Source organism: Nocardioides sp. NPDC000445 (assembly GCF_040300245.1).
Taxonomy (GTDB): domain Bacteria; phylum Actinomycetota; class Actinomycetes; order Propionibacteriales; family Nocardioidaceae; genus Nocardioides.
In genome coordinates, this window is the sequence record NZ_JBEPDH010000028.1 from 17910 (window position 1) to 44170 (window position 26261).

General features: G+C 69.7%; 24 protein-coding genes. 16 read left to right on the plus strand and 8 right to left on the minus strand.

The genetic code is table 11. The annotated features are described in order from the left end of the window. Positions 1 to 11 precede the first annotated feature (11 nt). Positions 12 to 1169, minus strand: coding sequence for a TIGR03364 family FAD-dependent oxidoreductase (locus tag ABT304_RS27860; RefSeq protein ID WP_350720275.1), 1158 nt, complete (start codon positions 1167 to 1169; stop codon positions 12 to 14). Positions 1170 to 1337: 168 nt separating this feature from the next. On the opposite strand from ABT304_RS27860, the gene ABT304_RS27865 reads away from it, so the two are divergent. From ABT304_RS27865 to ABT304_RS27880, 4 genes are read left to right on the plus strand one after another with little or no spacing between them, the layout of a single operon-like run. Next, the gene (locus tag ABT304_RS27865; protein ID WP_350720277.1) at positions 1338 to 2096 is read left to right on the plus strand and encodes a GntR family transcriptional regulator; all 759 of its coding nucleotides are present in this window, start codon (positions 1338 to 1340) and stop codon (positions 2094 to 2096) included. Then, a complete protein-coding gene (locus ABT304_RS27870) occupies positions 2093 to 2776 on the plus strand; it encodes a phosphonatase-like hydrolase (RefSeq protein ID WP_350720279.1) in 684 nt (227 codons plus the stop codon). Before ABT304_RS27865 ends, ABT304_RS27870 begins: the two co-directional genes overlap by 4 nt. Before the next feature lie 60 nt (positions 2777 to 2836). Continuing rightward, entirely contained in the window at positions 2837 to 3667 is an 831-nt protein-coding gene (locus ABT304_RS27875) for a hypothetical protein (RefSeq protein ID WP_350720281.1), read from the plus strand. Between the two features lie 48 nt (positions 3668 to 3715). Continuing rightward, positions 3716 to 3925: a hypothetical protein gene (locus ABT304_RS27880; protein WP_350720283.1), complete on the plus strand. Its 210-nt coding sequence runs from the start codon at positions 3716 to 3718 to the stop codon at positions 3923 to 3925. On the opposite strand, the gene ABT304_RS27885 is transcribed toward ABT304_RS27880, so the two are convergent. After that, positions 3922 to 5157: a PucR family transcriptional regulator gene (locus ABT304_RS27885; protein WP_350720285.1), complete on the minus strand. Its 1236-nt coding sequence runs from the start codon at positions 5155 to 5157 to the stop codon at positions 3922 to 3924. The genes ABT304_RS27880 and ABT304_RS27885 overlap by 4 nt on opposite strands. Before the next feature lie 148 nt (positions 5158 to 5305). On the opposite strand from ABT304_RS27885, the gene ABT304_RS27890 reads away from it, so the two are divergent. The 4 genes from ABT304_RS27890 (at position 5306) to ABT304_RS27905 (ending at position 11113) form a co-directional block, all read left to right on the plus strand. Next, on the plus strand, positions 5306 to 6625 hold the full coding sequence (locus ABT304_RS27890; protein WP_350720287.1) for an MFS transporter: 1320 nt from the start codon (positions 5306 to 5308) through the stop codon (positions 6623 to 6625). Next, a complete protein-coding gene (locus ABT304_RS27895; RefSeq protein WP_350720289.1) occupies positions 6622 to 8112 on the plus strand; it encodes a long-chain-fatty-acid--CoA ligase in 1491 nt (496 codons plus the stop codon). The genes ABT304_RS27890 and ABT304_RS27895 overlap by 4 nt, the downstream gene beginning before the upstream one ends. A 179-nt stretch (positions 8113 to 8291) precedes the next feature. Continuing rightward, complete coding sequence (locus ABT304_RS27900) at positions 8292 to 10613, plus strand: molybdopterin cofactor-binding domain-containing protein (RefSeq protein ID WP_350720291.1); 2322 nt, start codon at positions 8292 to 8294, stop codon at positions 10611 to 10613. Positions 10614 to 10621: 8 nt separating this feature from the next. Beyond that, positions 10622 to 11113, plus strand: coding sequence for a (2Fe-2S)-binding protein (locus ABT304_RS27905; protein WP_350720292.1), 492 nt, complete (start codon positions 10622 to 10624; stop codon positions 11111 to 11113). 6 nt (positions 11114 to 11119) lie between these two features. Here the strand turns inward: ABT304_RS27905 and ABT304_RS27910 are convergent, their stop codons facing one another. After that, the gene (locus tag ABT304_RS27910) at positions 11120 to 11425 is read right to left on the minus strand and encodes a thiamine-binding protein (RefSeq protein WP_160023144.1); all 306 of its coding nucleotides are present in this window, start codon (positions 11423 to 11425) and stop codon (positions 11120 to 11122) included. A gap of 87 nt (positions 11426 to 11512) precedes the next feature. On the opposite strand from ABT304_RS27910, the gene ABT304_RS27915 reads away from it, so the two are divergent. Together ABT304_RS27915 and ABT304_RS27920 are read left to right on the plus strand one after the other, a co-directional pair. Then, positions 11513 to 11740 (plus strand): hypothetical protein, encoded by a 228-nt coding sequence (locus tag ABT304_RS27915; RefSeq protein WP_160023142.1) that lies wholly within the window; start codon positions 11513 to 11515, stop codon positions 11738 to 11740. Next, a complete protein-coding gene (locus ABT304_RS27920; RefSeq protein WP_350720294.1) occupies positions 11737 to 12423 on the plus strand; it encodes a hypothetical protein in 687 nt (228 codons plus the stop codon). Before ABT304_RS27915 ends, ABT304_RS27920 begins: the two co-directional genes overlap by 4 nt. Before the next feature lie 151 nt (positions 12424 to 12574). On the opposite strand, the gene acnA is transcribed toward ABT304_RS27920, so the two are convergent. Continuing rightward, a complete protein-coding gene (gene acnA, locus ABT304_RS27925) occupies positions 12575 to 15265 on the minus strand; it encodes an aconitate hydratase AcnA (protein ID WP_350720296.1) in 2691 nt (896 codons plus the stop codon). A gap of 251 nt (positions 15266 to 15516) precedes the next feature. On the opposite strand from acnA, the gene ABT304_RS27930 reads away from it, so the two are divergent. Continuing rightward, the gene (locus ABT304_RS27930; protein WP_141804792.1) at positions 15517 to 15888 is read left to right on the plus strand and encodes a hypothetical protein; all 372 of its coding nucleotides are present in this window, start codon (positions 15517 to 15519) and stop codon (positions 15886 to 15888) included. Next, entirely contained in the window at positions 15875 to 16306 is a 432-nt protein-coding gene (locus ABT304_RS27935) for a hypothetical protein (protein ID WP_350720298.1), read from the plus strand. The genes ABT304_RS27930 and ABT304_RS27935 overlap by 14 nt, the downstream gene beginning before the upstream one ends. On the opposite strand, the gene ABT304_RS27940 is transcribed toward ABT304_RS27935, so the two are convergent. The 4 genes from ABT304_RS27940 to ABT304_RS27955 form a co-directional block, all read right to left on the minus strand. After that, entirely contained in the window at positions 16303 to 17121 is an 819-nt protein-coding gene (locus ABT304_RS27940) for an arylamine N-acetyltransferase family protein (RefSeq protein ID WP_350720300.1), read from the minus strand. The genes ABT304_RS27935 and ABT304_RS27940 overlap by 4 nt on opposite strands. Positions 17122 to 17162: 41 nt before the next feature. After that, a complete protein-coding gene (locus ABT304_RS27945; protein ID WP_350720302.1) occupies positions 17163 to 17645 on the minus strand; it encodes a DUF6326 family protein in 483 nt (160 codons plus the stop codon). A 294-nt stretch (positions 17646 to 17939) separates the two neighbouring features. Further along, complete coding sequence (locus ABT304_RS27950; RefSeq protein ID WP_350720304.1) at positions 17940 to 19133, minus strand: class I SAM-dependent RNA methyltransferase; 1194 nt, start codon at positions 19131 to 19133, stop codon at positions 17940 to 17942. Beyond that, a complete protein-coding gene (locus tag ABT304_RS27955; RefSeq protein ID WP_160023112.1) occupies positions 19130 to 21145 on the minus strand; it encodes an APC family permease in 2016 nt (671 codons plus the stop codon). The genes ABT304_RS27950 and ABT304_RS27955 overlap by 4 nt, the downstream gene beginning before the upstream one ends. Positions 21146 to 21266: 121 nt before the next feature. On the opposite strand from ABT304_RS27955, the gene ABT304_RS27960 reads away from it, so the two are divergent. From ABT304_RS27960 to ABT304_RS27975, 4 genes are all read left to right on the plus strand, one after another. Beyond that, complete coding sequence (locus ABT304_RS27960; protein WP_160023110.1) at positions 21267 to 21929, plus strand: potassium channel family protein; 663 nt, start codon at positions 21267 to 21269, stop codon at positions 21927 to 21929. A gap of 2 nt (positions 21930 to 21931) precedes the next feature. Next, positions 21932 to 22603, plus strand: coding sequence for a potassium channel family protein (locus tag ABT304_RS27965; RefSeq protein WP_350720306.1), 672 nt, complete (start codon positions 21932 to 21934; stop codon positions 22601 to 22603). Positions 22604 to 22721: 118 nt separating this feature from the next. After that, positions 22722 to 24422, plus strand: a complete 1701-nt coding sequence (locus ABT304_RS27970; protein WP_350720308.1) for an ABC transporter ATP-binding protein — start codon at positions 22722 to 22724, stop codon at positions 24420 to 24422. Beyond that, complete coding sequence (locus ABT304_RS27975; protein WP_350720310.1) at positions 24419 to 26176, plus strand: ABC transporter ATP-binding protein; 1758 nt, start codon at positions 24419 to 24421, stop codon at positions 26174 to 26176. The genes ABT304_RS27970 and ABT304_RS27975 overlap by 4 nt, the downstream gene beginning before the upstream one ends. Positions 26177 to 26261 lie beyond the last annotated feature (85 nt).

The window sequence follows — 26261 nt, forward strand, 5'->3', positions numbered from 1 at the left end:
TTCTCCTGTGGTCAGAACAGCTGATCGAGGACGGTGGGCGCGAGGCCCAGTGCGGTGGTCATGCCGATGCCCGACGTCACCGAGACGACCCGGAGGCCCGGGAACGGCTCGGTGTCGAGGAAGTCGGTCCGCGGGGAGTCCGCGTAGACCCCTCGCCAGCGACGTCGGACGGTGAGCGGAGCCCCGAGCAGCCGCGCCCCTTCCCGCAGCACCAGCTCGGCGACGTGCTCGTCGTCGAAGGGCAGGTGGGTGCGGTCGTAGTGGTGGGTATCGCCCAGGACGATCGAGCCGGGTCGGCCGCCGCTCCCGGGACGCTGGGTGAGCATGAGGTTCATGACGACGTCGAGGAGCTCGGGAGCGGTCGCCTCGAGCTCGTTGCGTACGCCGGTGGCCGCCGCGGTCTCGGCGAACCCGCCGTAGCGCAGCATCGAGAGTCCGGTCAGCACCGCCGGCCCGATCTCGACATCGCCCGGAGGCGCGACCTCGAGCATCTGCAGCCGGCAGCGGCGTACGGCTGCCTCCTCGGCGACCTGCGGGAAGAGCCGGTCGATGTCATGGCCGGCGGCGTGGACGACCCGGGCGGAACGGATCGTTCCGCGGCTGGTGCGGACGTCGATCCCATCGGCGACCGGGTCGATGGCACCGACGTGGGTCGCCCAGCTGAACCGGACGCCCTCGGACTCCAGCCATGCGGCGATCGCCGGCAGCGCCTCGCGCGGATCCACCCTCAGGTCGAGCGGCAGGTGTGCGCCGCCGAGGACCTCTCCGGTGGCCGGCGGGAACAGCTCGCGGGTGGCGTCGGCGTCCAGCAGGCGGGCCTGCTCGGTGCCACGGACGCCCGCGAACTCCTCGAGCACGGCCATCTCGGCCTCGGTCCGTGCGACGACGACCGTGCCCGTCTCCCGGAGACCGAAGCCGGCCTTGGCGGCGAGGGTGAGCAAGTGCTCACGGGCCGCGAGGGCGTAGGCCAGCGCCTGGCCCGACTGGGCGGTGGCGCAGATGTGCCCGAAGTTGCGGATCGAGGCGCCGACGGCGCGCTCGTCGCGCTCGATGACATGGACCTTCAGGCCGCGCGCGAGCCCTTCGGCGGCATGCGCGAGGCCGACGATCCCGGCACCGACGACGACAAGGTCGGCGGCACCGTCGGGGGTGGTCGTATGAGTTGGCACGGCCCGAACACTTCTGTCTCGCGACAGCCCCGGTCAACAGGCGCGACGAACATGTACATACAAGTTAACCAGTCGTTTTCCTGCGCACCGTCTGGACCTCTGAGCGTTATCCGGGCGTTCACGAAGCGCTTCATCACACTTGTCTGATCAAGTTGTAACCTGCTTCCCATGAGTAGCCCGCTGCACGTCCAGGTCGCCGAGGCCATCCGTGCCCGGATCATCGCCGGCGAGCTGCCGACCGGCGCGCCGATCCCCTCCGAGGCGCAGCTGTGCGAGCAGTTCGGCGCCTCCCGGGGCACGATCCGTACGGCCCTGGCGAGCCTGCGCCGCGAGGGCCTGCTCAGCGGCGGCCAAGGACGACCCCCGACCGTGCGCGACACCGCGCTCGGGCAACCCTTCGAGCAGCTTCTCTCGTTCAGCGCGTGGGTGCAGCAGATCGGCCACACCGCCGGGCAGCGCACCATCGAGGTCGCCCGGCGCGGCGCCACCGCCGCTGCCGCCGAGGCGCTCGACATCGACGAGGGCGACCCGGTGGTCGACGTGCTCCGGCTCCGTCTTCTCGACGGTCATCCCGCGATGCTCGAGCGCAGCACGTTCGTCGAACGCGTCGGGCGGCTGCTCTTCGACTTCGACCCCGACACCGGCTCGCTGTACGGATATCTGACGGCCGCAGGCGTCGACCTGCACGCGGCGCGCCACACCATGGACGCGGTCGCGGCCGACGAGACCGACGCCGACCTGCTCGACATCGCGGTGGGCAGCCCGCTCCTGCGCGAGCGCCGCCGGGCGACCGCCACCGACGGCACGCCGCTGGAGTACGCCGACGACCGCTACCGGCCCGACCGGGTCACGTTCACCATCGACAACACCCGCCCGTCCGCGGCGGGGATCCGCACCGACGTACGCATCCTCAAGGAGATCTCGTGAACTTCGATCTTGCCGCCCTCGACATGGCCGGCACCACCGTCGACGAGGGCGGACTGGTCTACGACGTGCTCGAGGCGACCGTCGCCGACGCCGCCGGCGAGCCTGTCCCCCACGACCTGCTGCTGGCCTGGAAGGGGACCTCGAAGTGGGAGGCGATCCAGGGGCTGCTGCGCGGGCTCGGCCAGGACCCGACCACCGCCCAGGTCGACAAGATCTTCGACGGCTTCGGCGAGCGGCTCGTCACCGCCTACCGGGAGACCCCGCCGCAGCCGTTCCCGGGCGTGCCCGAGATGTTCGCGACGCTGCGCTCGCGAGGCGTCAAGGTCGCGCTGCAGACCGGCTACTCCACCGAGATCGCCGCGGCCATCCTCGACGGCCTCGGCTGGACCGTCGGCCCCGACCCCGACTCGACCGTCGACGCCCTCATCACCTCCGACCTCGTCGCCGCCAGCCGCCCCGCCCCCTACCTCGTCTTCCACTGCATGGAAGCCACCGGCGTCTGGGACGTACGCCGCGTGCTGGTCGCCGGCGACACCCCCAACGATCTCGGCGCCGGCACCAACGCCGGAGCCGGCTTCGTCGTCGGCGTCGCCACCGGGTCATTCACCCACGACCGGCTCGCCACCGAGCCGCACACCCACCTCCTCCCCTCGACGGCCGACCTGCCGAGCCTGCTGTAGTAGGTGAACAGACTCGCGAAACCCCGACAACGGCGGCCAGCGAGGGATACCCTCCGCCGCATGATCTATCGATCCCTGCGGTATGTCGCGACCGCTGTGGCGGTTGCCGCTCTGGCGACCCTGGTCCCCGCTTCCTCGACCCAGGCGGCCCTCCCTGGACCAAGTGTCCAGACCGCTACCCGGCCGATCTATCCGTTCACCCTCGCTTCGAGCTTCAAGGTCTCCTACGAGGCCTTCTTGGGTAGCGAGCTCGCAGACGGCGGTAAGCCCTCGTACGTCCAGGTTCGACTCTCGAAGACACCGCTTACCTCGACCAGCCGGCGAAGCTGGACCTACCCGTCGCATCTGCAGCGTGTGGGCCTGACCTCGACGCGGCGGACGGGACAGATCACCATCGGCGTCAATCAGGGCCAGGGATCATGCGTCGGAGCCCGTGCTGTGGACGTCGCCGGACGTGTCGGTCCATGGGGTCCGACGACGTGCATCGCACGCTTCTTCGACGACAACCAGCTCGAGCGTAAGGGCACGGTGAAGACGGTCCGGGCGACGAGGTTCTGGCACGGAGTCGCATCCGAGATCGACGGTGGAGGCCAGTTGATCCTCCGGCACGTCCCTAGGGGCAGCGATGTCTGGGTTCTGGGACGGCCGGCGCCGTACTCGATCTCCGCCTACTGGGGCTTCACCCCGCGGATCATCGGCATGAACTCGACCGGCACGAGGCAGATCGTCCTCGGCCAGGACGGCGGAAACAACGTCAGCCACCGGAGCATGTGGCAGGCCTCGCTTCGCACCCAGCGCCTCGGCCCCGTATGGCTGCGTCGTGACCCCGACGGCACCTTCCCGATCGAAGGCATCGTCGTGATGCCTCCGTGGGTTCGATCGGCCGCCTGATCGGCCAGGATGCTTGACGCAAAGCAAACGACGGCAAAGACTGGCGACATGGCACTGACCAAGAAGCAGAAGACGATCCTGACCACCAGCGCGCTCGTGGCCCAGGCGGCAGTGGCTCCGGTGATCCTTCGCGACCTGCAGACCCGCTCCGACGACGAGATCCGCGGGCCGCGGATGCTGTGGCGACTGTGGGGCAGCACCAACCTGCTCGGCGCGGCGGTCTACTGGTTCTACGGCCGGAAGCCGACCGCCGCCTAGGCCCTCGCCACGCCGCGTGGCTCGGTGAGGAGCCGGATCGCGAAGATCAGCTCCTCGACGTCGGCGAACCGGCGCAGGTCGCAGCCGGTGCGCTCGGCGATCCGCTCGAGACGGTAGTAGGCGGTGTTGACGTGCATGTGCAGCCGCTCGGCGGCGAGCTTGGCGTTGAGGTCGCTGGCGACGTAGGCCAGCATCGTCTCGATCATCGCCCCGTCGCGCGCGAGGTCGTCGGTGACGAACTGACGAAGCTCTGGACGGATCAGCCGACGTACGGTGGGGTCCTCGCGCAGCACCAGGTAATCGACCGTCGAGAGCATGGGCAGGGCCACCACGCCCGGCTCCTCCGCCAGGGAGTCGCGGGCGATCCCAGCCTCGGCATACGCCGCCGGGACATCTGCCCAGCCGGTGTGGACGGTGCTGACGCCGACCGCCAGGTCGATGCCCTGACGGACGAGCTGACGGTGCACCCGGCGTAGATCGGGCACGAGAGACTGCACGTCGTCGGTGGCCACCGGCAGGATCCCGATCATCTGCTCCTGCTGGATCACCGCGACACCCTCCTGCGTCGGGCCGAGCTCGGTGCGGATGACCCGGAGCGCTTCGCGCAGGCTCTGGCCGACACGTAGGGGGCGCACCGGACCCGCGATGATCACGACCGCCCGTCCGTCACGTTCGAGCCCGCACGAACGGGCGACATCGAGCCTCGGACCCGCCGGGACCTCTCGTCCGGCCAGAAGATCCTCGACGAGGTCTCGCCGGATCCGGTCGCCCTCGGCGAGCTCGAGCTGCTGGGTGTCGAGGTAGGCCTCGGCAGCGACCGTGCTCCCCACCTCGATCACCTGCATCACGCGCGAGGCCGCGGCCAGCGCCGCCTGGCCGGTCTCTGGGTCCGAGGCAGCGATCTCGACGATTCGCTCCCACAACGCGACCTGCCCCAGACGGAAGGCGTGCAGGAAGTCAGCGAGCGCGACCCCTTGGCGCACTCGGTTGGCCGCCTGACCGGCACTCAGGGGGAAGTCCTCGCGGACCGCGTCACGTCCCTCCTCGAGAGTGATCAGCACCGCATGGAAGACCGCCTCGGCATGGCGGCCGACATCGCTGCGCAGGTTGGGGTCGGGGCTGGCCGCGTAGGCCGGGACCTGCTCCCAGGTGCGCGTCAGGAAGACCTCGACGGTCGTCGGCAGGCGGTCTCGGACGCCGGCGACGATGCGCTTGATCGGATCGGTGCTCATCTAGACCTCCTCGTCCGACGTTGTGGGCCGACCACAACGAGTTCTGTGGCCCGTTCTCGTGGCCCCGAGGCCCGTCGCGACCGCACAGTGATGCCTGTCACACCCGACATCCTGCCGCACATGGCGGGACGGACACAGAGGCAGGCACATGACCACAACGACCCAGCCCCGGTCGATGTCACGGATCGCGATGGCATCGCTGGTCGGCACGACCATCGAGTTCTACGACTTCCTGATCTACGGCTACGCCGCCGCGCTGGTCTTCGCACCACTCTTCTTCCCCTCGCTCGGAACCGCCGCCGGCACCTGGGCATCCGTCGCGACGTTCGGTGTCGCCTTCGTCTTCCGCCCGCTGGGCGCCGTGGTGTTCGGGCACTTCGGCGACCGGCTGGGCCGCAAGCGCACCCTGGTGACGACCCTGCTCATGATGGGCGGAGCGACCTTCGCGATCGGCCTGATCCCGACGGCCGCCGCGATCGGCGCGGCGGCACCGCTGCTGCTGGTGCTCCTGCGGGCGGCGCAGGGCACCGCCCTCGGCGGCGAGTGGGCAGGCGCGGCGCTGCTCACCTCCGAGTACGCGGCGGAGGGCAAGCGTGGGCGCTACAGCCTGTTCCCACAACTCGGCCCCGGCCTCGGTGTGATCCTCGCCAGCGGGACCTTCCTGCTCACGATCCAGGTGATCGGCCTGGCGGCCTTCCAGCAGTGGGCCTGGCGGGTGCCGTTCCTGGTCAGCATCGTGCTCATCGCGCTCGGCCTCTGGGTCCGGCTCAACATCGCCGAGACGCCGTCGTTCTCGAAGGTCACCGCCGCCCGGACCAAGGTGTCCTTCCCGTTCGCCGCCGCGCTGCGCGACCAGTGGAGGCAGATCCTGCTCGGCGGTGGAATGCTGGCGATGACGTTCGGCGCCTTCTACCTCGCCGTGGTCTTCCTCGGCGGCATCGCCACCAGGCCGCCCGAGGAGAACGGGCTCGGTCTCACCCTCAACCAGATGCTGAGGGCCAACATGGTGGCCGGCCTCGTCCTCTGCACCGCGGTGATCGGGTCCGCACTGCTCTCCGACCGGGTCGGGCGACGAGCCGTGCTGATGAGCGGGACGGTCTTCGGCCTGGTCGCCGGGCCGGTGGCGTTCGCGATCCTGACCCCCGGCGACGCCGGCTCCTTCACCCTGGCGATGGCGGTCCTGATGATCGCGATCGGCATCCCCTACGGGCCGGCCGCGGCGTACCTTCCGGAGCTCTTCCGGGCGGAGTACCGCTACACCGGGGCCGGGATGGCCTACAACCTGGCCGGGATCATCGGCGGCGCGCTGCCGCTCGTGATCGGCGGTGCACTGCTGGAGCGCTGGGGCACCAGCGGCCTCGCCGGGTTCGTGACGGTCCTGGCCGTGCTCAGCACCGCGTGCCTCTTCGCGCTGCGCGAGACCCGTGGCCAGGTCCTCGACGCCGAGCCCGCAGGAGTCCTCCGGTGAACCTCGCCCACCACCTGATCGACACGGCGCAGCGGTATCCGGACCGTCCGGCCGTACGCCTCGACGACGACGTGCTCGACTACACCGCCGTCTTGGCGCAGGCCTCGGCGGTCGCCCGATGGCTGCACGCCGAAGGCCTGGAGCCGGGCGACCGGGTCGGCCTGGTCCTGCCCAACGTCCCGGCCTGGCCGGTGCACTTCTACGGCGCGCTCCTCGCCGGCGGCGTCGTGGTTCCGATGAACCCGCTGCTCAAGGCCAGGGAGATCGAGTTCTACCTCGAGGACTCCGGCACCCGCTTCTTGTTCGTCGGAGAGGACCTGAAGGACGAGGCGTACGCCGCAGCAGCCTCCCACGGGGTGAGGGCAGTCACCGTCGCCCCCGGAACCGCGCACCTCCCGGCAGCGGAGACGACGAGCCGGCCCGTGCCACGTACGCCTTCCGACACGGCGGTGATCCTCTACACCTCCGGCACCACCGGCCGGCCGAAGGGCGCCGAGCTGACCCACGACAACCTCGGCGGCAACGCCGCCCTCACCCGCGACACGCTCGTCGAGATCGGGCCCGAGGACGTGGTGATGGGGTGCCTGCCGCTCTTCCACGTCTTCGGCCTCACGTGCGGCCTCAACGCCGCCGTCCAGGCGGGCGCCTGCCTGACCCTCATCCCCCGCTTCGACGCCGCCGCCGCGCTCGAGGTGATCGGCCGGGACAGGGTCACCGTCTTCGAGGGCGTCCCGACGATGTACGCCGGCATGCTCCACGCCGCCGACGGCGGCTCTTACGACGTGTCCAGCCTGCGCACCTGCATCTGCGGTGGCGCACCGCTGCCGGTCGAGCTGCTCCACGAGTTCGAGGAGACCTTCGGTTGCACGATCCTCGAGGGCTACGGCCTCTCCGAGAGCTCGCCGGTGGCCTGCTTCAACCACCCGCACATCGAGCGCAAGGCGGGATCGATCGGGGTCCCGGTGCGCGAGGTGCAGCTCAGACTGGTCGCCGACGACGGCAGCGAGACCACTCCGGGCGAGGTCGGCGAGATCCTGATCAAGGGTCCCAACGTGATGAAGGGCTACTGGCGGCTGCCCGAGGTGACCGCCGAGACAATCGTCGACGGCTGGCTGCGTACCGGCGACCTCGGCCGGCGCGACGAGGACGGCTACTACTACGTCGTCGACCGCAAGAAGTCGCTGATCATCCGCGGCGGCTACAACGTCTACCCGCGCGAGATCGAGGAGGTCTTCTACGAGCACCCGGCGGTGCTCGAGGCCGCCGTGATCGGCGTTCCGCACGCCGATCTGGGCGAGGAGGTGGCCGCCGCGGTCGCACTCAGGGCCGGAGCAACGGCCTCGGCACAGGAGATCCGTGCCTTCGTGAAGGAGCGGGTCGCGGCGTACAAGTACCCGCGTCACGTCTGGATCATGCCCGAGCTGCCCAAGGGCCCGACCGGCAAGATCCTGCGCCGAGAGATCGATCCGCCGACCGTCCTGAACTGATCCCGAAACCGGATACCCAGGCTGGCATCCGGACCCATTTATAGCCCGTCACCAGCCGATTTATAGCGAACTCACACATTTCCCGACGCGCCCTTCCCAAACGCGCCAAGACTGCTGAATGGTGCTATGTGTCGTGGGTCACAAATATCTCGGCCTGCCCAACCAGGAGTGAGCACACCATGGAGAACCATCCCGCTGAGGGCCCGTCTCGGGTCTCCAGACGTTCGTTCGTCGGATACGTCATCGGCGGCGCGACCCTGATCGCCGCCGCCGACCTCGGCCTGGCCCCGTCCGCCGCCCAGGCGGTTCCGATCCCGTCGGTGCCACAGGTCCCCGAGGTCTATGACCTCAACGACTTCCTGACCCACTGCGCGATGCCGACCTCGAACCTGATCGCGATCGAGGTCGACGAGAAGGGGCACGCCCACTTCGCGCTGCCGCGGATGGAGGTCGGCCAGGGCATCACCACGGCCGTGGCCATGCTGATCGCCGAGGAGCTCGACCTTCCGGTCGACCACGTGCACGTCACCCTGGCGCCCGCCCGTCCCGAGCTGCTCTTCAACCAGCTGACCGGCGGGTCCAACACCATCATCTCGATGTACACCCCGGTCCGCGTCGCCGCCGCCATCGCCCGCAAGGCGCTGTTCGAGGCGGCCGCGATCCTGCTCGGGACGACCGTGGCGCAGCTGGTCGCCAAGGGTGGCGTGATCAGCGTCCCGGGTGGCTCCTCCGTGACGTACGGCGAAGCGGCCGCCAAGGCGGCGCAGCCGACGACCGAGAAGGTCGAGGTCGAGCTGAAGGAGACCTCCGAGCACACCGTCGTCGGCAAGCCCCATCGCCGCGTCGACGCGCGGGAGGCCGTGACCGGCAAGAAGAAATTCGCGATGGACCTCGACGTCCCCGACGCGCTGCCCACGATGGTCTGCCGCGCCCCCGAGCTCAACGGCACCCCGGACTCGATCAACAACAAGGGCGACGTCGAGAAGATGCCCGGCGTCACCCATGTCGCGATCATCCCCACCGGCGTCGCGGTCCGGGCCAAGACCTTCGGTCAGTGCATCGACGCCGTGCGTGCACTGGACGTCACGTGGAACTCGGGCACCGTGACCACGATGTCGGCCAAGCACATCAAGGCTGAGCTCAAGGCCGGGCAGATCCCGCTGGCGGTGCCGAAGATCGGGGCGACCTCGGTCGACGGCGAGTTCACCTTCCACTTCCGCAGCGGCTCGGCCCTCGAGCCCAACTGCGCGGTCGCCGACGTACGCGACGGCGAGGCCACCGTCTGGGGAGGTCTGAAGTCGCCGATCGATGCCCAGGGCAGGATCGCGAAGGCGCTCGGCATCGCGCAGAACAGCGTGACGGTCAACGTGGTCCAGGGCGGCGGCTCCTTCGGGCGCAAGCTGTTCAGCGATGCCGCCGTCGAGGCCGCCCACGCGTCCAAGGCGTTCGGCGCGCCGGTCAAGCTGATGTGGCACCGCGCCGACGAGCCGCGCCAGGGCCGGGTGCACCCGATGGCGGTCTCCCAGATTCGGGCGACCGTGCTGGCCGGCAGCATCCTCACCTTCGAGCAGCGCCACGCCAGCGTGGCCTGTGACTTCACCCATGGGCTCGGGGAGCGGCTGACCGCCGAGGCGGCGGCGCTGCCGACCGGTCTGTCGAATCTGACCTTCTCCGAGTCGATCTTCCTCCTCAGCCAGGAGCTGCCCTACAACTTCGGGGTCGTCACCCAGCTGCTCAATGAGCCGAAGCCAGCCGTCGACCGGTTCAACACCAGCTCGGTGCGCAACATCTACTCCCCCGACGTCGCCACGGCCAGCGAGCTGATGGTCGACCAGCTCGCCAAGAAGCTGAAGCAGGACCCGGTCGCCTTCCGGCGCAGGTACCTCAAGAGCGACAACGTCAAGCGGGTGCTCGACCGGGCCGCCGAGATCGGCGACTGGGGCCGATCGATGCCGGCCGGCACGGCGCAGGGCATCGCCGTCCACAAGGAGTACAAGGGCGCCACCGCCGTCCTCGTCGAGATCGACTGCCGCCCCGAGACGGTCAATCGCGAGGTGCGCGACGCGGTCACCGGACCGCGGGTCACCAAGGCCGTCGTGGTCGCCGACGTCGGCCTGGTGATCAACCCGGCCGGGGTCAAGGCCCAGATGATGGGTGGCTTCTCCGACGGGATGTGCCAGGCGCTGACCTACAGCAACCACCTGGTCGACGGTCACTTCCTCGAGGCCAGCTGGGACAACTCGGCCTACACCCGGCAGTGGAACGTGCCGTTCGAGTTCGAGTGCGAGGTCATGGAGTCGCACGGCAGCCAGCCGGGCGGTGTCGGCGAGGCCGGTGTGGCCGCCTCGATGGCCGCGGTCGCCTGCGCCTACGCCCGGGCCACCGGGAAGATGCCGACCGAGTTCCCGATCAACTTCCACGACCCGCTCCACTTCGAGCCCAAGTCCTTCATCCCGTCCGTTCCCGAGTCGCCGACCGACGGCCTCGCCTACACGTTCTGAGGTCTTCGATGCCTTCTCACACCTTCCAGCTCAACGGCGAGACCGTCACCGTCGACGTCGAGGACGACGTACGCATCCTGTGGGTGCTGCGCGACGTCCTCGGCGTCACCGGCCCGAAGTACGGCTGCGGCATCAACGTCTGCAAGGCCTGTACGTCGCACATCAACGGCAAGGCGTTCAACCCGTGCTCGGTGCGCGTCGCCGACATCGGCGCCGACGACGAGATCACCACCATCGAGGGCCTCGCCGACACCGCGCCGGGCGACGGCCTGCACCCGATGCAGGAAGCCTGGCTCGAGCACGACGTCGCCCAGTGCGGCTACTGCCAGCCCGGTCAGATCATGACCGCGGTCGCCCTCGTCAACAAGGTCCGCAAGGAGGGCCGGGCCATCACCGAGGCCGACCTCGACACGATCCGCAACGTCTGCCGCTGCGGGACGTACTCCCGGATCCGGGAGGCCATCAAGACCGGACAGGACGCGATGGCCCGGGGTCTCTAGCGTCGGTCAGTCTTCGGAGAGCTCCTGCTCGATCCGCTCGACCTTCGCGGTGAGCTGGCCGGTGTAGCCGGGCCGGATGTCGGCCTTGAGCACCAGCCCGACCCGCGGGGAGACGGCGGCGACCGCGTCGACGCACTGCTTGATGACACCCATGACCTCGTCCCACTCACCTTCCAGGTTGGTGAACATGGCGTTGGTCTCGTTGGGCAGTCCGGACTCGCGGACGATGCGGATCGCCTCCGCGACAGACGCGGCCACCGAACCATCGGGGTCGTCGGTGGTCGTGGGGGCGATCGAGAAGGCGACGAGCATGTCGAAACACTATCCAAACGTTTCGGCGGCCCGCATATAGTGGCGCCGCCGGGGGCCGAAGGTGCACCGCCGGCGGGAAGGAAGGCGATGAGTGAGGGACTCGACCGGCTCGCTGCCACCCTGGGCGTGCCGGCCACGCGGCTCGCGCCGCTGGAGGCGTACGACGACCAGCAGCTGGGCCGGTTCAACGATCTGGTCCAGGGCGCGATGACCGCGGAGGACAAGGCGTTCGACGCCTCCCTCGACGAGGCGCTCAAGCTGGTGCCGAAGATGCTGCGCGGAGTCGTCCAGAAGATGCTCGGAGGTAGCCGATGACCGCCCTGACCAGCGCTCTGGAGATCACCAAGCTCGCCCACGAGATGCACGTGGACGAGGCCGAGCTCGCCTTCCTCGCGACCACCTCCCCCGATGACCTCCGCGACCTGCGCGGGATCGTCTCGCACGCGATGTTCAGCCGTCACGAGTCCCGGGTGAAGGGGCTGGCCGCGGTCAGCAAGAAGCTCCCCGCAGCCGTCACCGCCAAGATCACCGAGATCGCGATGGGTCCCATGCTCAGCGCCCGGGTCGCAGCGGTCATGGACCCGGCCGACGCCGCGAAGCTCGCAGGCCACCTGAAGCCGGAGTTCCTCGCCGAGCTCTCCGTCCACCTCGACCCGAGCCGGGTCGAGGGCATCATCGCCAAGCTCGACAGCGCCCTCGTCGTCGAGGTCGGCCGCCGCCTGCTCGCGGCGGGACACCTGCTCACCCTGGCCAGGTTCACCGGCGTCGTACGCCCCGAGACGTCGCTCGAGGTCGTCGACGGCGCCTCCGGCGCCGAGATCCTCCAGCTCGCGCTCTTCATCGACGAGCCGTCCGTGGTCGACCCGATCCTCGCCGGGCTCTCCGACGAGACCGTCGCGGAGATCGCTGCCGCCACGGCCGAGCACGGCGAGGCCGCCGATGCCCTTCTCACCGCGCTCCATGAGGACAGCCGCGCCAGGATCGCGTCACTGACCTGAGGCCGAGACGTCACCCGCGTCGGCCGAGTCGGCACACCGCTGCCACCTCGGCCGACGTACGTGACGCTTCGGCCGACTTGGCTGACGGCTCGGCAGGATGGAGAACGGCCCGCCACCCACTCGGGGTGACGGGCCGTTCGTCAGGTCAGGCTCAGGCGTTGACCAGGCTGCGCAGGACGTACTGCAGGATGCCGCCGTTGCGGTAGTAGTTGGCCTCACCGGGGGTGTCGATGCGGACGACCGCGTCGAACTCGACGCCCGTGTCGGTGGTGACCTTGACCGTCTTCGGGGTGACACCCTCGTTGAGCGCGGTGATGCCGGAGATCGAGAAGGTCTCCTCGCCGGTCAGGCCGAGGCTGTCGGCGTTCTGGCCCGCGGGGAACTGCAGCGGGATGACGCCCATGCCGATGAGGTTGGAGCGGTGGATGCGCTCGAACGACTCGGTGATGACCGCCTTGACGCCCAGCAGCGAGGTGCCCTTGGCGGCCCAGTCGCGAGACGAGCCCGAGCCGTACTCCTTGCCACCGAGGACGACCAGCGGAGTGCCGGCCGCGGCGTAGTTCTGCGCCGCGTCGTAGATGAAGCTGACCGGAGCGTCGGGCTGGGTGAAGTCGCGGGTGTAACCACCCTCGGTGCCCGGGGCGACCTGGTTCTTGATCCGGATGTTGGCGAAGGTGCCGCGGATCATGATCTCGTGGTTGCCTCGGCGCGAGCCGTAGGAGTTGAAGTCACGCTGCTCGACACCGTGCTCGATGAGGTACTTGCCGGCCGGCGAGTCCTTCTTGATGTTGCCCGCGGGGCTGATGTGGTCGGTGGTGACCGAGTCGCCCAGCTTCAGCAGCACGCGCGCGCCCTCGATGTCGGTGACCGGCGCCGGGGTCTTGGCCATGCCCTCGAAGTAGGGAGCCTTGCGGACGTAGGTCGACTCCTCGTCCCAGGTGAAGGTGTCACCGGTCGGGGTCGGCAGGTTCTGCCAGCGCTCGTCGCCCGCGAAGACGTCGGAGTAGTCCTTGGTGAACATGTCCGAGGAGATCGCGGTGGCGATGGTCTCCTCGACCTCGGCCGGGGTCGGCCAGATGTCCTTGAGGAAGACGTCGTTGCCGTCCTGGTCCTGGCCCAGCGGGTCCTCGAACAGGTTCAGGTTCATGTTGCCGGCCAGGGCGTAGGCGATGACCAGCGGCGGCGACGCGAGGTAGTTCATCTTCACGTCGGGGTTGATGCGACCCTCGAAGTTGCGGTTGCCGGAGAGGACCGAGACGACGGCGAGGTCGTGCTCGTTCACCGCGGCGGAGACCTCGGGGATGATCGGGCCCGAGTTGCCGATGCAGGTCACGCAGCCGTAGCCGACCAGGTTGAAGCCGACCTTCTCCAGGTAGGGCGTGAGGCCCGACTTGTCGTAGTAGTCGGTGACGACCTTCGAGCCCGGCGCGAGGGTGGTCTTGACCCACGGCTTGCGGGTCAGGCCCTTCTCGACGGCCTTCTTGGCCAGCAGCGCCGCGCCGATCATGACCGACGGGTTGGAGGTGTTGGTGCAGGAGGTGATCGAGGCGATCGTGACCGCGCCGTTCTCCAGCTCGAACTGCTGACCGTCGGCCAGGGTGACCGGGATCTTCGCGTCGGTCGCCTTGGAGGTGTACGTCGGCAGGTGACCCTCGAAGGAGGTCTTGGCGTCGGTGAGCGAGACGCGGTCCTGGGGGCGCTTCGGGCCGGCGATCGAGGGGACGACCGTGGAGAGGTCGAGCTCGAGCTTCTCCGAGAAGCGCGGCTCGGCGGCCGGGTCGTGCCAGAGGCCCTGCTCCTTGGCGTACTTCTCCACCAGCGTCAGCTGCTCCTCGGAGCGGCCGGTGAGCTTGAGGTAGTTGATGGTCTCCTCGTCGACCGGGAAGATCGCGATGGTGGAGCCGAACTCCGGGCTCATGTTGCCGATGGTGGCGCGGTTGGCCAGCGGGAGCGCGGTGACGCCGTCGCCGTAGAACTCGACGAACTTGCCGACCACACCGTGCTTGCGCAGCATCTCGGTGATGGTGAGCACCAGGTCGGTCGCGGTCGAGCCCTCGGGCAGGTCGCCGTTGAGCTTGAAGCCGACCACGCGCGGGATCAGCATGGAGACCGGCTGGCCGAGCAGCGCGGCCTCGGCCTCGATGCCGCCGACGCCGAAGCCGAGGACGCCCAGGCCGTTGACCATGGTGGTGTGGGAGTCGGTGCCGACACAGGTGTCGGGGTAGGCCTGCAGCTCGCCGTCGACCTCACGGGTGAAGACGGTGCGGGCAAGGTGCTCGATGTTGACCTGGTGGACAATGCCGGTGCCCGGCGGGACGACCTTGAAGTCCTCGAACGCGGTCTGGCCCCAGCGCAGGAACTGGTAGCGCTCGCGGTTGCGCTCGTACTCGATCTCGACGTTGCGCTCGAAGGCCTCCGGGGTGCCGAAGACCTCGGCGATCACGGAGTGGTCGATGACCATCTCGGCCGGCGAGAGCGGGTTGATCTTGGTCGGGTCGCCACCGAGCTCGGCCGCGGCCTCGCGCAGGGTGGCCAGGTCGACGATGCAGGGCACGCCGGTGAAGTCCTGCATGATCACGCGCGCCGGCGTGTACTGGATCTCCTTGTCGGGCTCGGCGGTCTCGTCCCAGCCCGCCAGCGCCTTGATGTCCTCGGCGGTGATGTTCGCGCCGTCCTCGGTGCGCAGGAGGTTCTCCAGCAGCACCTTCAGCGAGAAGGGCAGCGACGCGACGTCGAGGCCCTCACCCTTGACCGCATCCAGGCGGAAGATCTCGTAGGACTTACCGTCCACGTCCAGGGTGCTCTTGGCACCGAAGCTGTCCTTGCTGGCCAACGCGTTCATCTCCTTGCTCGCGTCTACAGACGTACGAATTCAAGTCTTTGAGGCCCATCCTGCCCCGGCCACCCGGGCCGGGAAAACAAAGGCTCACCTAACCTTTTACGACGGGCGTGCCGTCGATCTCTTGATATCAAGATACATGATGTCGAACGACATTTCGAATCACCGCGGCGCGCCGTGTTGTGACCACCGCCGCTGACAGCGATCCTCGGATGCTCCATGATTGGCCCGACCCCGATGAACTGAGGAGAGCCTTGAGCACCCTGATCGCCGTCGTGGCGCTGGTGATCGCCGTGGCCGCCGCCGCTGTCGCGTGGCGCCTGCGGCGCGCCAACAAGGCGCTGCGTGCCGAGACCATCGGTCTGCTGTGGCGGCTGGAGCAGGCCGACATCTCGGCCCCGCGCACCGCCTACGCCGAGCTTCCGCCCGAGGACCGGCTGCTGAGCATCCGCATCCTCAACCCGCTCGAGCTGGCCTCCGCCCAGACCAAGGCGGCGACGATGCTGCACAAGGTGCGTCCGGCGCTGCTCTCGAAGATGGTCTACGACCAGGCCGCCGAGTCGCTGCGCGAGCGGCTCGCCGACGAGGGCGTCGTGGCGGAGGTCAAGGTCCATGCTGGTCGCTAGCCTCGCCCTGCTCGGCGTGCTCGGCGCCGGGGTCGTCGTCGCTCTCGCCTTCCTGGAGCAGCGGCGTCTGGAGCAGGCTCTGGAGGACGTACGTCTCGCGGACCTGAAGGCACGCACCTCGCTCGCCGAGGCCGAGCGTGCCGCCGACTGGCTCAGCCCCATCACCGACCCGATCACCGCACCGTTCGCGGAGGCGACCCGGTCGGTGGCCGGTGCGCTGGCTCGGGTGGTGCCCTACTCCGGTCGCCGTACGCCGCGGGTGCTCAACGCCATGCCGGCCACCACCACCGGCGAGCTGCTCGGCACGCTCGGCCCGCACCTGGACGAGGCCGTCCTGGACCGCCGGCAGCTGATCACCGATCTCTCCGAGGACCCGACGATGGCGATGCAGATCGTCACCGACGACGCCAGTCGCTAGTCCAGCGTCTTCAGCCGTTCACGGAGGCGGGCCCGCTCGTCGTCGGTGAGCGGCACCGCGAGCTCCTCGAGATAGGCCATCACCTCGTCGAGCCCGATCTCGCGGTGCTCGGTCTCCTCGCCCTGGCGGCGGATGGTGACGGTGTTGTGGGTGAGGCTGAGGTGTCGGTCCTCGAGGAGCTTGGTGGCGATCATCCGGTGACGGAAGTGCACCGTCGGGTGGGTGCTGGTGTAGTGGTGGCCGAGCGCGACGTCGCTGGGCACGACCAGCGCCTCGTCGTGGGTGTGCATGAGCTCCCAGCCGTCGTTCTTGGCGCGCTCCAGGGCCCAGCCGTGCTCGCCCCACCGCACCCGGTGCCTGATGCCCCGGACCTCGTCCACCGCGCCGTCGACCATCGGGATCGGGCGCCAGACGCTCAGCCCGAACCCGGGATCGGCCAGCAGCCGCTCGCCGTCGAGATCGACGACGACCACCAGATGCGTACGCCCCGCCGCGGTCGGGTCCGCGCCCACCCGCGCCAGCCGCCGCTCGACGGCGAAGCCCAGCCGGTCCAGCACCGCCGCGAACAGCGTGCCGTGCTCGAAGCAGTAGCCGCCTCTCCCCCGGCCCACGAACTTCCCCTGCACGTCGGGCAGGTCGACCCCGGGATGCTGGTCGAGCAGCACGTCGATGTTGTCGAAGGTGAAGGTGCGCAGGTGCGCGTCGTAGATCTCCTCCAGCGCCTCCCGCGACGGCCCGGGTGGCTCGGGCACCCCGATCCGTTCCAGGTACGCCGTCAGGTCGAGCCGGTCGGTCCCCCACAGGTCATCGCTCACGAGAGCATCTCAACGCCGATGAGCGAGACGCGCAACCGATATCAGCTGAGCTGTCGGGTTCGACCGGATTCACGGTCCCGGCTCGTCGTCGACCGCTCGGTGCGGGGCCAGGTCCAGGCGTACCGCACGATGACGGCGAGAAGGAACAGCTCCAGCACGATGCCGAGGCCGTAGAAGTAGAGCCAGGACGCGCCCACGATGTTGAACACCGTCACGGGGACGTAGAGCGAGGCCACGACGAGGTTGGTGATGCGGTTCGCCCGGGCGGGCAGCGTCATCGACAGCACGACCATGAGGATCGGGATGGAGACGAGGGTCAGCGCCGCGGTCGAGAAGGTCTGGGAGAGGTCGAACTCGAAGACCCTGCCGTCGAGGATGTCTTCGACGACACCGGGCGTGAAGAAGTTGAGGATGTCCACATAGGCGTAGAGGAACACGAAGCTCGTCCATGTTGCGGCGAGCTTGGCTCTCACCGGCATCGGCTGGTCATCCAGTGTCGCGGTGGTGGATTGACGTGTTCTCATCAGGGCTCCTTGTCGTGGCGAGGATCGGTACGTCCACGATCGCCGAGCCCGGCCGCGGGCGCCTCGGCCCGGAGGCCGGAGTTCACCCGGCCGATGGGATGATCTCGCTCTCGTTCTTTCGGCGGGTACGCCGAGGCGCGCTGATCCCCAGGGCTGGAGCCGTGGTCACCTTCCGACGCTCCAGCCGCAACCGTGTCGAGGTCCCGATGTGGGCCTACGACACCAGCCGTGTGCGAGCCGACCAGCGGGAACGCCAGGCAGCGCCTCGAACGGTTGGATGCCCAGCCTCGATGGTCACCCTCCGTGCCGCTCCAGAAGTGCGACCGCCTCGACGTGATGGGTCATCGGGAACAGGTCGAAGGCTCGCAGCGTACGCAGCCGGTAGCCGTGCTCGGCGAAGATCGCGACGTCACGTGCCAGCGCGGCGGGGTCGCAGGCGACGTACGCGACCTTCCGCGGCGAACGCGCGACGACGGCCTCGACGACCTTCCGGCGGGCACCTTCGCGGGGAGGGTCGAGGACGACGAGGTCGAAGGGGCCGTCCTCGAGACGACCGAGGACGGTCGCGACGTCGCCGGCGCTCACCTCGGCGGTGGGGACGTTGCCGACCGAGAGCGCGGAGGCGGTCGGGTCGCCCTCGACGGCGACGACGCGGCCGGTGGGACCGACCCGGTCGGCGAGGAAGGCGGAGAAGAGGCCGACGCCGGCGTAGAGGTCCAGGACGGTGTCGCCCGGGGCCGGTGAGAGGGCGGAGAGCACTGCGGAGACCAATGCTGCGGGCGCGCCCGGGTGAACCTGCCAGAAGCCGTCGGCGGAGACCTCGAAGGAGTGCTCGACTCCCCCGACCTCCACCGTCTCGACGACCGTCCCCGCGCTGGGCTCGCGGGCGTCGGCGGTGGCGATCAGGCAGTCGTCGACGGGGATGACGTCGTGGGAGCGGTACTTCCGCATGCCTCGGCCGCCGCCCGGGGCGGTGGTGTAGCGCTGACGAGTCCGCCAGCGCAGCCCGTCCTCGTCGCCGGCTACAGCTTCGACGACCAGATCGGCGACCAGCGGGTCCTCGGTGGACAGGCCACCGAGGCGGACCAGCTGCTCGCGCACCACCGTCGCCTTCAGCGCGCGCTGAGCGGACAGCGAGACGTGCTGGAAGTCGCAGCCGCCGCAGAGGCCGGGACCGGCGTACGGACACGGCGGAACGACCCGTTCCGGTGCGGCCGAGACCACCGAGACCGCGTCCCCGCGCCAGAACCGGTCTCCGGCCGTGCCCTCGGTGATCTCGATGACCACCTGCTCACCGGGGAGGGCGTGACGTACGAAGACGACGCGGGAAGCACCGTCCTCGAGCGGGACGCGCGCGACGAAGTGGCCGCCGTGGGCGACCGGGCCGACCTCGACCTCGAAGCGACGACCGACGTACGACTCGCCTTTGGACGCCTTCGGGCGGGCGCGACGCCCGCGCGGCGGCGCCGGCCGCCGCCGACCGCTCATCGGCGTCCGCTTCCGCGGCGCAGACCGGGCGCGAGCCAGTATTCCTCGCGCAGCTCCTCGGCGCGCTCCTTGCCGGAGGCGAGCTGGTAGGGCACGGAGATGACCATGACGCCCGGGGTGAACAGCAGCCGGCCCTTGAGCCGCAGCGCCGTCTGGTTGTGGAGCAGCTGCTCCCACCAGCGGCCGACGACGTACTCGGGGATGTAGACGGCCACGACGCCACGCGGGTTGGCGTCGCGGATCGCCGAGGCGTACTCGACGACGGGGCGGATCAGCTCGCGGTAGGGCGAGTGGAGCACCTTCAGCGGCATCGGCAGGTTGCGCTCGTCCCACTGCTTCAGCAGCTCGGCGGTGTCGGAGTCGGAGGTCGAGACCGTGACGGCCTCGAGGGCGTTGGGCCGGGTCGCCTGGGCGAAGGCCAAGGCTCGCAGCGTCGGCTTGTGGAGCTTGGAGACCAGCACGATCGCGTGGACCCGGGTCGGCATGACCTTGTCCTGCTCGTCCGCGGCCAGCTCGCGAGCGACGTTGTCGTAGTGGCGCCTGATTCCCAGCATGACCACGTAGAAGAAGCCCATCGCCAGGATCGTGATCCAGGCACCGGCGAGGAACTTGGTGATCAGCACGATCACCAGCACGACCGAGGTCATCCCGAGGCCGAAGGTGTTGATCGCCCGCGAACGCTGCATCCGGCGCCGCTCGCTCGGGTCGCGCTCGGTGGCCAGGTGGCGGGTCCAGTGGCGGATCATGCCCAGCTGGCTCAGGTTGAAGGAGACGAAGACGCCGACGATGTAGAGCTGGATCAGCTTGGTGGTCTGCGCGTCGAAGATGACGATCAGGGCGATCGCCAGCACCGCCAGGAACACGATGCCGTTGCTGTAGGCGAGCCGGTCGCCGCGCGCGCCCAGGGACCGGGGCGCGAAGCCGTCCTTGGCCAGGATCGAGCCGAGCACCGGGAAGCCGTTGAAGGCGGTGTTGGCAGCCAGGACCAGGATGATGCCCGTGACCGTGATGACGAAGTAGAAGCCCGGCGGGAAGTCGGTGAACACCCCGGCCGCGATCTGGGAGATCACCGGGTGCTGCTCGTAGCCGGCCGGCACGGCGTCGCCGGCGGCGGTGCGGAGGTTGTCGAGAGCGTGCGGGTCGACGTAGCGGATGCTCATCTGGTTGGCGAGCACGATGATGCTCATCATCATCGTGATCGCGATCAGGCCGAGCAGCAGCAGCGTGGTGGCGGCGTTCTTGCTCTTCGGCCGCTGGAAGGCGGGTACGCCGTTGGAGATCGCCTCGACGCCGGTCAGCGCCGCACATCCGGAGGAGAACGCGCGGGCGAGCAGGAAGATCAGCGCCACCTGGTTGAGCGTGCCCTCCCAGCCCTCCTCGGGACGGATCTGGAGCGAGGCGCTCTCCGCCTCGGGCAGGTTGCCGTTCACCAGCAGCAACAGGCCGTAGAGGCCCATCCCGAGGATGGCAAACATGAACAGGTAGGTCGGGACCGCGAAGAACGTCCCGGACTCGCGTACGCCACGCAGGTTCATCGCGGTGAGCAGCACGATCGCGATCGAGGCGACCAGCACCTCGTGGCCGATCAGGCTGGGGATCGCGCTGGCGGCGTACTGCGCGGCGTTGGAGATCGACACCGCCACCGTCAGCACGTAGTCGACCAGCAGGGCACTGGCCACGGTGACGCCCGCCTTGCGCCCCAGGTTGACCGTCGCGACCTCGTAGTCGCCACCGCCGCTCGGGTAGGCGTGCACGGTCTGCCGGTAGGAGGTGACCACGGTCAGCATCACCAGGGCGACGACCAGGCCGATCTTCCAGGACCAGGCGTAGGCGGAGGCGCCTGCCACGGCCAGCATGATAAAGATCTCGTCGGGCGCGTAGGCCACCGAGGAGAGGGCGTCGCTGGCGAAAACGGGTAGCGCGATGCGCTTCGGCAGCAGCGTCTCGCCCAGCTGAGAGCTACGGAGCTTGCGACCGATCAGGATCCGCTTGGAGACATCACCAACACCCACAACCGCAGACGCTACGGCACATCGCCGCTTCCTCGCGCTTCCGGATCGCGACGCGCTTCCGAACACGCCAACTTCGAGGGCGTAGGCGACGCGCGGCCCGGGCGAGTGCAATCATGACACGGTGCACGTAGTGATCATGGGCTGTGGCCGCGTCGGCTCGACCCTGGCCAGGAGCCTCGAGGACCGCAACCACACGGTCTCGGTCATCGACCAGAACTCCGATGCGTTCCGTCGGCTGGGACCGGGCTTCAACGGCGACAAGGTCGCCGGGATGGGCTTCGACCGCGAGGTGCTGCTCAAGGCCGGCATCAAGCGCGCCGAGGCGTTCGCGGCGGTCTCCAGCGGCGACAACTCCAACATCATCTCCGCCCGGGTCGCGCGCGAGGAGTTCGGCATCCAGCAGGTCGTGGCCCGCATCTACGACCCCGGCCGCGCCGAGGTCTACCAGCGCCTCGGGATCAGCACGGTCGCGACGGTGAAGTGGACCGCCGACCAGGTGCTCCGCCGGCTGCTGCCGGCCGGCGCCGAGCCCGACTTCCGCGACATGTCGGGCAACATCCGCATCGACCAGGTCATCATGCCCGAGCCCTGGGTCGGCGAGCGGACCATCAAGTTCCAGCGCCAGTCCGGCAGCCGCATCGCCTGGATCGACCGGCTCGGCGAGGGCATCATCCCCGTCCGCGAGAGCGTCATCCAGGAGGGCGACGTGCTCCACATCGTCATGCGCGAGGAGAACACCGCGCAGGCGTACAAGACCATCAAGAACGGCCCCGAGGAAGACTGACGATGAGAGTTGCTATCGCCGGGGCCGGGGCCGTCGGCCGGTCCATCGCCAGTGAGCTGATCACCAACGGCCACGAGGTGCTCCTCATCGACAAGAACCCGGGCTCGATCAAGCCCGAGCGGGTGGCCGACGCGGAGTGGCTGCTCGCCGACGCGTGCGAGCTCTCCTCGCTCGAGGAGGCCAGGCTCGACAACTGCGACGTGGTGATCGCCGCGACCGGTGACGACAAGGCCAACCTGGTCTGCTCGCTGCTGGCCAAGACCGAGTTCGGTGTGCCGCGCACCGTGGGTCGGGTCAACCACCCCAACAACGAGTGGCTCTTCACCGAGGCCTGGGGCGTCGACGTCAACGTCTCCACCCCGCGGATCATGTCCGCACTGGTCGAGGAGGCCGTCACCGTCGGCGACCTGGTGCGGCTGTTCACCTTCCGGCAGGGCCAGGCCAACCTGGTCGAGATCACCCTGCCCGCCGACTCCCCCTACGTCGGCAAGCCGACCGGTCTGGTGCCGTTCCCGGAGAACTGCGCACTCGTCACGCTGCTGCGTGACGGCCAGGTCTACGTCCCCACTCCGGAGCAGCCTCTCGAGCAGGGCGACGAGCTCCTCTTCGTCGTGCCCACCGAGAAGGAGGACGAGCTCGAGCGTCTGCTCGCCCCCACCGGCCACGGCGGCTGACGCCGAAGAGCTCGTACGCAGCAACCCCTCGATCTCGGCAGGACAACAGTTGGCTCGCTCCCCCCTCCTCCAGACGCTTCGTCCTGTCCGGGGAAGGCTGCTCGCCAGCCTGATGCTGATGGTCGTCTCGACCGTCGCCGGACTGGTGCCGCTGGTCGGGATCGTCGAGCTCGCCCGGATCCTGCTGCCCGCGGCGTCCGACACCGCTGTCGACGCCGACCGCGCGTGGGTCGTGGTCTGGGTGAGCGTGGCGGCGCTTCTGGTGCGCCTGGCGACGGTGCTCGGCTCGTCGTGGCTCTCCCACGTCGCCGACCTCGACCTCTCCATCCACCTGCGCCGGCTGCTGGTCGCCAGGCTCGGCCGGGTGCCGCTGGCGTGGTTCACCGAACGCAACTCCGGCACGGTGAAGAAGGCGGTGCAGGACGACGTCGCCGCGCTCCACCATCTGGTCGCCCACTCGGTCATGGAGCTCACCGCGGCGATCACGCTGCCTGCCGTTGTCGCCTGCTACCTCTTCATCGTCTCCCCGCCGCTCGCCCTGGTCACCCTGGTCCCGCTCGCGCTCGGGCTGGTCGGGTTCCGGATCTCGATGCGGGGCGCCGCCGCGCTCTACCGTGACTACGACGCCGGGCTGGCCGAGCTCGCCGCGGCCACGGTCGAGAACACCGGCGGGATCGCGGAGATCAAGACCTTCGGCGCCACCGGGCAGGCTCACCGGCGCCTGGCCGAGGTCGCCACCCGGTTCGGAGGGTTCAACCGCGCCTGGATGCGACACTCCGCCCTCGGGATGCTGCTGATGGAGCTCGCGCTGACGCCGGCGCTGACCCTCGTGCTCGTCCTCGGCGCCGGTGTCTGGATGCTCCGGGCCTCGTGGATCACGGGTCCCGACCTGGTTCCCTTCCTCGTCCTCGGTCTGGCCATGACCGCGCCGGTCACCGTCGCCGGCTACGCCGCCCGCGAGCTGCGCGAGGCCACCGAGGCGGCCCGGCGCATCCAGCGCCTGCTGGCCGAGCCCGAGCTTCCCGAGCCGGCCGCCCCATGCCCTGCCCCGGACTCCTCCCGGGTCGAGCTGCACGGTGTCTCCTTCGCCTACTCGCCCGACGCACCGCCGGTGCTCCACGACATCGACCTGGTCCTCGAACCGGGCACCGTGACGGCGCTCGTGGGCCACTCCGGCTCCGGCAAGTCGACGCTGGCCAAGCTGCTGCCCCGCTTCGCCGACCCCACCTCCGGCCGGATCACGATCGCGGGAGTGGACCTGCGCGAGTTGACGAGCGCACAGCTCTACGAGCAGGTCTCCTTCGTCTTCCAGGACACCGGGCTGCTGCGCACCTCGATCCGGGACAACATCCGGCTCGCTCATCCCGAGGCACCGGACCAGGACGTACGCCGCGCTGCCGAGGCCGCGCAGATCGCGGGCCGCATCGACGAGCTCCCCCGAGGCTACGACTCGGTGGTCGGTGAGGACGGCCAGCTCTCCGGCGGCGAGCGGCAGCGGGTCGCGATCGCCCGCGCCCTCCTCTCCGACACCCCGATCCTGGTGCTCGACGAGGCCACCGCGGCAGCCGATCCCGAGTCGGAGGCGCTCGTCCAGCGGGCGCTGTCGCGCCTGGTCGCCGGACGTACGCTGCTGGTGATCGCGCACCGGCTCTCGACGGTCACCGCGGCCGACCAGATCGTGGTCCTCGACGAGGGCCGGGTCGCCGAGCGCGGCACCCACGAGGAGCTCCTCGCCCGGGGCGGGCGCTACGCCCGGCTCTGGGCAGCCGACCAGCGCGCCCACCCGGTCGGCGGCTGGGCCGAGGAGGAGTCGGCATGATCACCATCGTCCGGCTGCTCGCCGACCTGCTCGATCACGCGCATCGGCGCCAGCTCGCCCGCGTCGTGGCGATGTTCGTCACCACCGGCGTACTCCAGGGCCTGGCCTTCGCCTGTGTCGTGCCGGTCCTGGACGCCGCGCTGCGCCAGGACTGGGACGCCGCGTCCACCTGGCTGGGCGTGCTCGCCGGCCTCTTCGTGGCCCACCACGTCGCGCTGACGGTGGGCAACCTGGACGGCTACGACCTCGCCTGCGACCTGCTCGACATCACCCTGGCCCGGCTCGGCGACCACACCGTACGGCTGCCGCTGGGCTGGTACGACCAGGACCGCACCGGGCAGCTCTCCCGGATGGCCTCCAAGGGTGCCACCGACATCGCCTCGGTGCCGGGGCACCTGCTGCGGCCGCTGATCGCCGCCGTGATCAGCCCGGTCACCGTGGTCGTCGCGATGGCGTTCCTGGAGTGGCGCCTGGCGCTCGCGCTCCTCGTCGGGGTCGTCGCCGTGCTGGCCACCACCCGGCTCCTGGCGACGATCGTCGGCCGCGGCGAGGGTGCCTACGACGCCGCGATGGCGGAGGGCTCGGCGCGCGTGGTCGAGTTCGCGCTCAACCAGCCGGCCCTGCGGGTCTTCGGCCGCACCGTGCACGGCAACGAGCTGGTGGAGGCCGCGCTGCGGGAGCAGAAGCGGGCGTCGCGACGGCTGCTGGTGACCGGGTTCGGCGGCCTGGGGATCCAGCTGCTCTCCATCCAGGCGCTGCTCACCCTGGTGACCGCGCTGGCCGTCCACCTCAGTCTCGGCGGGTCGCTCGCGCCGGCCACGGCGATCGGGCTCCTCGTCCTCACCGTGCGGTTCGTGGAGTCGCTCATCGACTACGGCGAGCTCTCCAGCGCGCTGCGGATCGCCGAGGGCTCGTTGCGACGTGTCCTCGACGTGCTCGCGCTCGAGCCGCTCCCCGAGCCGTCCACGCCGGCCGAGCCGGCCGACAGCGGCATCGAGCTGCGCGACGTGGCCTTCTCCTATGGCGCCGGCTCGTATGAACACAGCACCCGGGTCCTCGACCAGGTCTCCCTCACCGCGCCGCCACGCTCGCTGACCGCCGTGGTCGGGCCCTCGGGCTCCGGGAAGAGCACCCTGCTGCGCCTGGTCGCCCGGTTCCACGACGTCACGTCGGGCTCGGTGATGCTCGGTGGGGTCGACGTACGCGATCTGGGCACCGAGGCGCTGATGCGGCGCGTCTCGATCGTCTTCCAGGACGTCTACCTCTTCGAGGGCACCCTGCGGGACAACGTGATGATGTCGCGCCCCGACGCCACCGACGAGGAGCTGCGGGAGGCCGCGCGGCTGGCCCCGGTCGACGACATCGTCGACCGTCTTCCCCACGGCTGGCAGACCCGGATCGGCGAGGCCGGCTCCACGCTCTCGGGCGGTGAGAAGCAGCGGGTCTCGATCGCCCGCGCGCTGCTGAAGGACGCTCCCGTCGTCCTCCTCGACGAGGCGACCGCCGCCCTCGACGCCGAGAACGAGGCCGCGGTCCAGGAGGCGCTCACCGCGCTCTCCGCCGACCGTACGGTCATCGTCATCGCCCACCGTCTCCAGACCGTCGTCGCCGCCGACCAGATCGTCGTCCTCGACGGCGGCCGGATCGTGGAGCGCGGCTCCCACGCCGAGCTCCTGGCTCACGGCGGGCGGTACCTGGACTTCTGGCGCGAACGTACGCAGGCCGAGGGCTGGCGGCTTCTCGCCGGCGAGTAGGGCTGGACAGCTGACCACTCGGGCCGTCCCTGGGAACGACCCGGGTGGTCGAGATGAGCTCGCGCGAGGCCCCAGAAGGCGCTCC

Excerpts from the sequence above, each read along its gene's own strand:
- ABT304_RS27865 (WP_350720277.1), top strand. The coding sequence starts at position 1,338 with ATGAGTAGCCCGCTGCACGTCCAGGTCGCCGAGGCCATCCGTGCCCGG.
- ABT304_RS27875 (WP_350720281.1), top strand. The coding sequence starts at position 2,837 with ATGATCTATCGATCCCTGCGGTATGTCGCGACCGCTGTGGCGGTTGCC.
- ABT304_RS27880 (WP_350720283.1), top strand. The coding sequence starts at position 3,716 with ATGGCACTGACCAAGAAGCAGAAGACGATCCTGACCACCAGCGCGCTC.
- ABT304_RS27885 (WP_350720285.1), bottom strand. The coding sequence starts at position 5,157 with ATGAGCACCGATCCGATCAAGCGCATCGTCGCCGGCGTCCGAGACCGC.
- ABT304_RS27890 (WP_350720287.1), top strand. The coding sequence starts at position 5,306 with ATGACCACAACGACCCAGCCCCGGTCGATGTCACGGATCGCGATGGCA.
- ABT304_RS27900 (WP_350720291.1), top strand. The coding sequence starts at position 8,292 with ATGGAGAACCATCCCGCTGAGGGCCCGTCTCGGGTCTCCAGACGTTCG.
- ABT304_RS27905 (WP_350720292.1), top strand. The coding sequence starts at position 10,622 with ATGCCTTCTCACACCTTCCAGCTCAACGGCGAGACCGTCACCGTCGAC.
- ABT304_RS27910 (WP_160023144.1), bottom strand. The coding sequence starts at position 11,425 with ATGCTCGTCGCCTTCTCGATCGCCCCCACGACCACCGACGACCCCGAT.
- ABT304_RS27915 (WP_160023142.1), top strand. The coding sequence starts at position 11,513 with ATGAGTGAGGGACTCGACCGGCTCGCTGCCACCCTGGGCGTGCCGGCC.
- ABT304_RS27920 (WP_350720294.1), top strand. The coding sequence starts at position 11,737 with ATGACCGCCCTGACCAGCGCTCTGGAGATCACCAAGCTCGCCCACGAG.
- acnA (WP_350720296.1), bottom strand. The coding sequence starts at position 15,265 with ATGAACGCGTTGGCCAGCAAGGACAGCTTCGGTGCCAAGAGCACCCTG.
- ABT304_RS27935 (WP_350720298.1), top strand. The coding sequence starts at position 15,875 with ATGCTGGTCGCTAGCCTCGCCCTGCTCGGCGTGCTCGGCGCCGGGGTC.
- ABT304_RS27945 (WP_350720302.1), bottom strand. The coding sequence starts at position 17,645 with ATGAGAACACGTCAATCCACCACCGCGACACTGGATGACCAGCCGATG.
- ABT304_RS27950 (WP_350720304.1), bottom strand. The coding sequence starts at position 19,133 with ATGAGCGGTCGGCGGCGGCCGGCGCCGCCGCGCGGGCGTCGCGCCCGC.
- ABT304_RS27965 (WP_350720306.1), top strand. The coding sequence starts at position 21,932 with ATGAGAGTTGCTATCGCCGGGGCCGGGGCCGTCGGCCGGTCCATCGCC.
- ABT304_RS27970 (WP_350720308.1), top strand. The coding sequence starts at position 22,722 with ATGGTCGTCTCGACCGTCGCCGGACTGGTGCCGCTGGTCGGGATCGTC.
- ABT304_RS27975 (WP_350720310.1), top strand. The coding sequence starts at position 24,419 with ATGATCACCATCGTCCGGCTGCTCGCCGACCTGCTCGATCACGCGCAT.